Annotated in this window: 8 protein-coding genes; all 8 read right to left on the minus strand. The window is 48.2% G+C overall.

What is annotated here, in order from left to right; genetic code table 11:
• Positions 1-303: 303 nt before the first annotated feature.
• A complete protein-coding gene (locus IQ254_RS29490) occupies positions 304-720 on the minus strand; it encodes a DUF3592 domain-containing protein (RefSeq protein ID WP_193969707.1) in 417 nt (138 codons plus the stop codon).
• A 144-nt stretch (positions 721-864) separates the two neighbouring features.
• Positions 865-1,092: a hypothetical protein gene (locus IQ254_RS29495; RefSeq protein WP_193969708.1), complete on the minus strand. Its 228-nt coding sequence runs from the start codon at positions 1,090-1,092 to the stop codon at positions 865-867.
• Positions 1,093-1,095: 3 nt separating this feature from the next.
• A complete protein-coding gene (locus tag IQ254_RS29500) occupies positions 1,096-1,569 on the minus strand; it encodes a type II toxin-antitoxin system VapC family toxin (protein WP_193969709.1) in 474 nt (157 codons plus the stop codon).
• Between the two features lie 72 nt (positions 1,570-1,641).
• A complete protein-coding gene (locus IQ254_RS29505; RefSeq protein WP_228041218.1) occupies positions 1,642-2,118 on the minus strand; it encodes a GNAT family N-acetyltransferase in 477 nt (158 codons plus the stop codon).
• A 151-nt stretch (positions 2,119-2,269) separates the two neighbouring features.
• The gene (locus tag IQ254_RS29510) at positions 2,270-3,265 is read right to left on the minus strand and encodes an aldo/keto reductase (protein ID WP_193969710.1); all 996 of its coding nucleotides are present in this window, start codon (positions 3,263-3,265) and stop codon (positions 2,270-2,272) included.
• A gap of 405 nt (positions 3,266-3,670) precedes the next feature.
• On the minus strand, positions 3,671-4,573 hold the full coding sequence (locus IQ254_RS29515; protein WP_193969711.1) for an SDR family oxidoreductase: 903 nt from the start codon (positions 4,571-4,573) through the stop codon (positions 3,671-3,673).
• 189 nt (positions 4,574-4,762) lie between these two features.
• Positions 4,763-5,017 (minus strand): AraC family transcriptional regulator, encoded by a 255-nt coding sequence (locus IQ254_RS29520; protein ID WP_228041219.1) that lies wholly within the window; start codon positions 5,015-5,017, stop codon positions 4,763-4,765.
• A partial coding sequence (locus tag IQ254_RS29525; RefSeq protein WP_193969121.1) for an IS30 family transposase occupies positions 5,001-5,272 on the minus strand: 272 nt, incomplete at its 5' end. The genes IQ254_RS29520 and IQ254_RS29525, both read right to left, overlap by 17 nt.

Below are 5,272 nucleotides of genomic sequence, written 5' to 3' on the forward strand. Positions count from 1 at the left end.
AATATTGCCAAACGATGGACAAGGCCCATCAAAAACTGGAGAGCTGCGCTTTCACATTTTGCTATCCTGTTCCCAGAACGCTTCAAAATCTAAAATTCAAGGCTTACACAAAAACTTGAACACTCTCGGATTTGCTGTATAACGGTTCCAATCACCGGATACAAACGCCCTTTGAAACTCACCGATCGATTAACTTTGTTCCGGTGCATTGGAATTGTTGGGGTGCTTTGCCGTCCACGAAAAGCAAATCGCCCAACAGATTGTGCGCTGAGTCGCACAAGTATTACAGGCAACCTCATTTTACTACTGGGGTTTGTATAGATACTTGGTGTATAACCCCCCAATTACAAATCCCCCGCCAACCCACGTCAGTACTGATTCACCGAACCATAAAGCACCAGGCGTATCGATATTGGCCTTAAAACCAGAGGGATATTGAGCATCTTGAAGATATAGCACCGCTACTCGATCGCCAACCGCATAGTTAATCCATCCACTTGTTGAAAACTCCACAGATTTTCCTCCTGGTAACACAATCTGAACGACTGGATGAGCACCTCCTGCATCGAGCCGGATAACTTTCCCCTCTACCCTTAATGCCCTCTGGCTAAACTGATAAGTGGAAGCAAATGAAATGACAGCACCCGCGAGTAGTCCGGCACCAATCATCGGGAAGAGAGTTCCAACTACTTTCTTGTGAAGCCGAGCGAGATCTGACATTAGATTAGAAGCAAATGGATTCAATTACTCAAATGCGTTTCTTCTCGATATTAGCAACTTTGTAATTAGTAATTGCATCTCAATGAACCACTGTATTCAAGTATCTAGAGTAACTTCCACTCAAACTATGAAGCAGCCCAACGGCTAAGTTGAGCGGCGGCTAGTATCCTTTGCATCCTCACCAACATCTCTCGCCCGTCCGCTCCAACGTGTTGTTAGACCGGGCTTTCGCGACAAGTTAACGACTTCTCTTCCGCTTTCGGCTTGTTTTTTTCGTAAGTCCGCAAATATTGCATCCAAGTCATAATCGAAGGACTTGGCATACGCTTCTCGAATTTGGTGAATCTCTTCAACAATCTCATCCTTCCACATGACCTAATCTCCCATCAGTTCGTTTGGTGTGCAGAGAACAGGCAGCGCATAGCCAAAATCTAGACTAATCTCCGCCAACTTCCCCTGAATTTGAGCATTTGCAATATGCTTACAATTCCACGTTAGCAGATAATCCATGCCGTGGACAGTTGCGGCGGCAATGTGGATTGCGTCCACCTTAGCTTTGGGAGGCAAATTGCTTCGGGTTAGGAATTGCGCGGCTAAACCCTGCACCGCCTGATTCAATTCCAACAAGGGAAAATCGCGTAGTATGTCCAATCGCTGCGTTGCGATCGCTGCGTCTCCTTGTGCTGCTTCATCTAGGACTGCTTCGGAGGTATAGAGCGTAAAGGTGTTCCGACGCAATTCCCACCAGTCTCTTGTGATCTCCATATTTGCAGCCAGAATCAGGTTTTTGGTTGATCTGGCTGTGAGATAGCCCAAGATGCTGGTTTCGATGTAAACAGTTTCGCTCATATGGAACAAGGGTTAGAATTTCTCCATTTTACGTCTGTCCGTCTCAGAGAGCACGTTAGCCTAGGTTCAGCTTTAGTCTCGCTTCATCGTCATTGAGCCTCCGCTTTTGCTGATAACCGCGAAGCCAAACCGTTCATATAAACGCACTGCTGGATTTCCAACTGATACGCTTAAGGATACTGATGGACTCTCTTTTGAACTAAACAGATGAGCAAGCAGTTGTGTCCCAATACCTTGACTACGATATTTGGGCAAAATAGCAATGGACAATTCAGGCGTATTGTCATCAATATAACCATATCCTTTGTTTTCACCCATCAACAAACGCAACCAAACCGCACCGACGGGTTGACTCGTTGCCGTATCACTGGCGAGAAAGCCGCAATCACCCTCAAGACCCCAGTTCTGAACGTAGCGCGCAAGTTCAGGAAGGTGAATCACCTCGCGCGGTAGTGCAGGTTGCTCTTCAGGAATATAAAGTGCCTGATACAACATCTCCCAGAGGAACGGCTCATCTTCTTTTGTAAGTGGTCGGATGGTGCAGTCCATAATATGCCTGTATCCAAGCTGAATGCAGCGGTCTAACGACCCTGCTCACCGGACGTAGATAGCCTTGATATCACGACGATCGCCTAAATTCGTTCCGGTGCAGCAGGATTGTTATATTGTGCTAGCTACAAGACTTGGTAGGTTGAGGGAATCAACGATTAACGGTGGGCATAATTGCTTCAGGATAGCGAGTTCCAGCCGCCGATCCGATCGGGACAATGGCCTCAATCTGTTGCATCTCGTCTGCTGATAGTTCTATCTCTACTGCGCCCGCATTCTCAGCTAATCGTGCTTGCTGCTTAGTACCCGGAATTGGGATGATATCCTCACCCTTTGCCAGCAGCCAGGCTAAAGCCAGTTGAGCCGGGGTACAGTTCTTCTGCTTGGCAATTGCTTTAACTTTTTCGACCAGTTCTAGATTGCGGTAGAAGTTTTCCCCTTGAAAGCGGGGACTGTATCGCCGAAAGTCATCGGGGGGAAAGTTATCTGGAGATTGAAAAGCTCCAGTTAAGAATCCTCGCCCTAGCGGTGAATAGGCAACTAAACTGGTTCCCAACTCTCGGCAGACGGGTAATACATCGAGTTCAGGTTCTCGTGTCCACAAACTGTACTCGGTTTGCAGCATGGCGATCGGATGGATCTGAGCGGCTCGACGCAGCGTTTCAGCCCCTGCTTCTGAGAGTCCAGCGTAGCGAACCTTGCCCTCCTGAATGAGTTGGGCGATCGCGCCTACGGTGTCTTTAATGGGCACCTGCGGATCGACCCTGGCGGGATAGTATAAATCAATGTAGTCCACGCCCAAGCGCTGTAAGCTATACGCCAGGAAGTTTTGCACCGCCACCGGGCGATTATCTGCACCGATAAAGTTCCCTTTGTGATCGCGCAATTGTCCAAATTTGACCGCAATGAATACTTGGTCACGGGGAACATCCTTAATGGCAGCGCGAATCAGCAATTCATTGTGGCCCATGCCGTAGAAGTCACCCGTGTCGAGAAAGTTGATCCCAAGTTCGATCGCGGCTTGAATCGTTGCAATACTCTCTGTATCATTGTTTTGCCGTCCGCTGTAAAAGTCAGACATACCCATACATCCCAATCCTAAAGCGGATACTTGTTCATCGGTTATTCCCAGTTGGCGATATTGCATGAGGGGGTTGCTCCTGATGAAGGATAGTTTTTCTGTGTCAATTTGTTGAATTAGCGAGCGCTTGAGTTAGATTTAACCTGACCTCAATTCGGGATAACGCCGTCCCCTCCTCTGGAGGGGTGCCCGGAGGGCGGGGTGGGTCAAAACTGCTACAGAGAGTAATCGGCTCAATACGGTGAAGTTCTGCTGATAGCCTCGATTGACCCACCCCTACCCCTCCCAGGAGGGGACAGTAAGCTTGCTTTAGCAGGAAAATTTCTTATCCCGAACTCAGGTTAACCTGAGTTCGGGATAAGCCAAAACCCGCATTCTGCCGTTGCTTAGTTACCTTGCCACTCAACGAGATTGCGTCATTTTAGAGATTTCGGCTCTAGAAATAGCCCTTAACCCGAACTGAGGTTAGATTTAGCGTGTCAGGTAGCCGCCATTGATCCAGATCGTCTGTCCGGTAATCCACTGGGCACTGGGCAGAGCCAAAAATTCAACCAGCGGCACAATGTCGCTTACCATGCCTAAACGACGTGCTACAGCCAGATTTGCAGCAAACTCTGTGGTTTGTGGCGTTTCCATGCTGTGGAAAAATGGAGTATCAACAGGTCCCGGCGCAACAGAGTTGACGGTAATGCCTCGACCTCCCAGTTCTCTGGCTCCCATGCGCGTCATTTCTTCGACAATCGCTTTACTGCCCGCGTAGGCGGCATAGTTGGGCGCAGCACCCGCTAACAAGGATGTGGCTATGTTGATAATTCTGCCGTTATCAGCGAGACGACGAGCGGCTTCACGGGTACAAAGAAAATTCCCCCGGGTGTTGATGTTGATCATCTGTTCGAGGTCTTCATCGGTGACATCGGCGATCGGCTTTTTAACGATCGCTCCGGCATTGTTGACCAGAATATCGACTCGACCAAACTCATTGAAGGCCACATCAAACATTTGCTTAACGTTTGTAGCCTGACCCAAATCTCCTTGGGCCAGAGCAGCCCTACTGCCCTGTTCGCGGACGAGCCGAGCAGTTTCTTCTGCTTCGCCAATCGTCTCAGCCCGGTGATAGTGAACCACCACATCTGCACCTTGGCGGGCAAAAGCCAGAGCGAATGCCCGACCCAAGTTCGCTCTAGCTCCAGTCACGATGGCCACCTTGCCCGTGAGCGCACGACTTTCAGCAGAAGGAGTGGCAAAGATAGGGGCATTGGGGGGCGAGGTAGAAGTACTCTGGACGGTTTGGGACACTGCTTTGCTGGCGGCGATGGCGCTAACGGCACCGGTTGCACCCAGGGCACTCAAGAAGCTGCGTCGATTGGTACTCATAATAGTCTCCAATGGATAAGTTGAATGAATGGAAGAACACCCTGAACAATCGATATTGATTGGCTGTTTAGTGCTGTTGATATTCATTAAGCCAACATCCATCGGCTAAGACCATGCACATTTTCTAGATAGACTTGCCCATTTTTAAGCATGGGAAGTCCCAATCGTGATCATTGAAAACCTTAAAGTTCAGCTTTGCAGACTTTGCCGAAAGCTCATTGGCGACATCTCAGTATGTTTCTTGAAAAAGCGCGAGAAGTGAGCGGCATCCTTAAACCCTAGGCGAAAGGCGATCGCCTGTACCGATTCGGATGATCGCGCTAACAGAGCCTGAGCCTCACTGATTGTCTTCTCTGCAATCCAATTGTTCACTGACTTGCCAGTTTTACGTTTGATCACAGTACTGAAATAGCTAGGATGCGCCAATTCAAATCTGAAGTGCATCAGCGTCTGATTTATCTGAATAGAATACTTCAAATGGCGTTTTATAGTCAAGCGATTTTCTTGGTCTTTTGTTAATCAACATGACGGCTCTTTCTAATGTCTCCGGTTTGACGATTTTGAAATTTGTTTGCTTTGGAAAAAACTGTCTTAATAATCCATTCGTATGTTCATTGAGACCTCGCTCCCAGGAATGATAAGGATTAGCAAAGTAACACAATAGTTCCAACTCCTTACTCAACTCTGCATGATTACTAA

The sequence above is a fragment of the Nodosilinea sp. LEGE 07088 genome, assembly GCF_015207395.1.
GTDB lineage: Bacteria > Cyanobacteriota > Cyanobacteriia > Phormidesmidales > Phormidesmidaceae > Nodosilinea.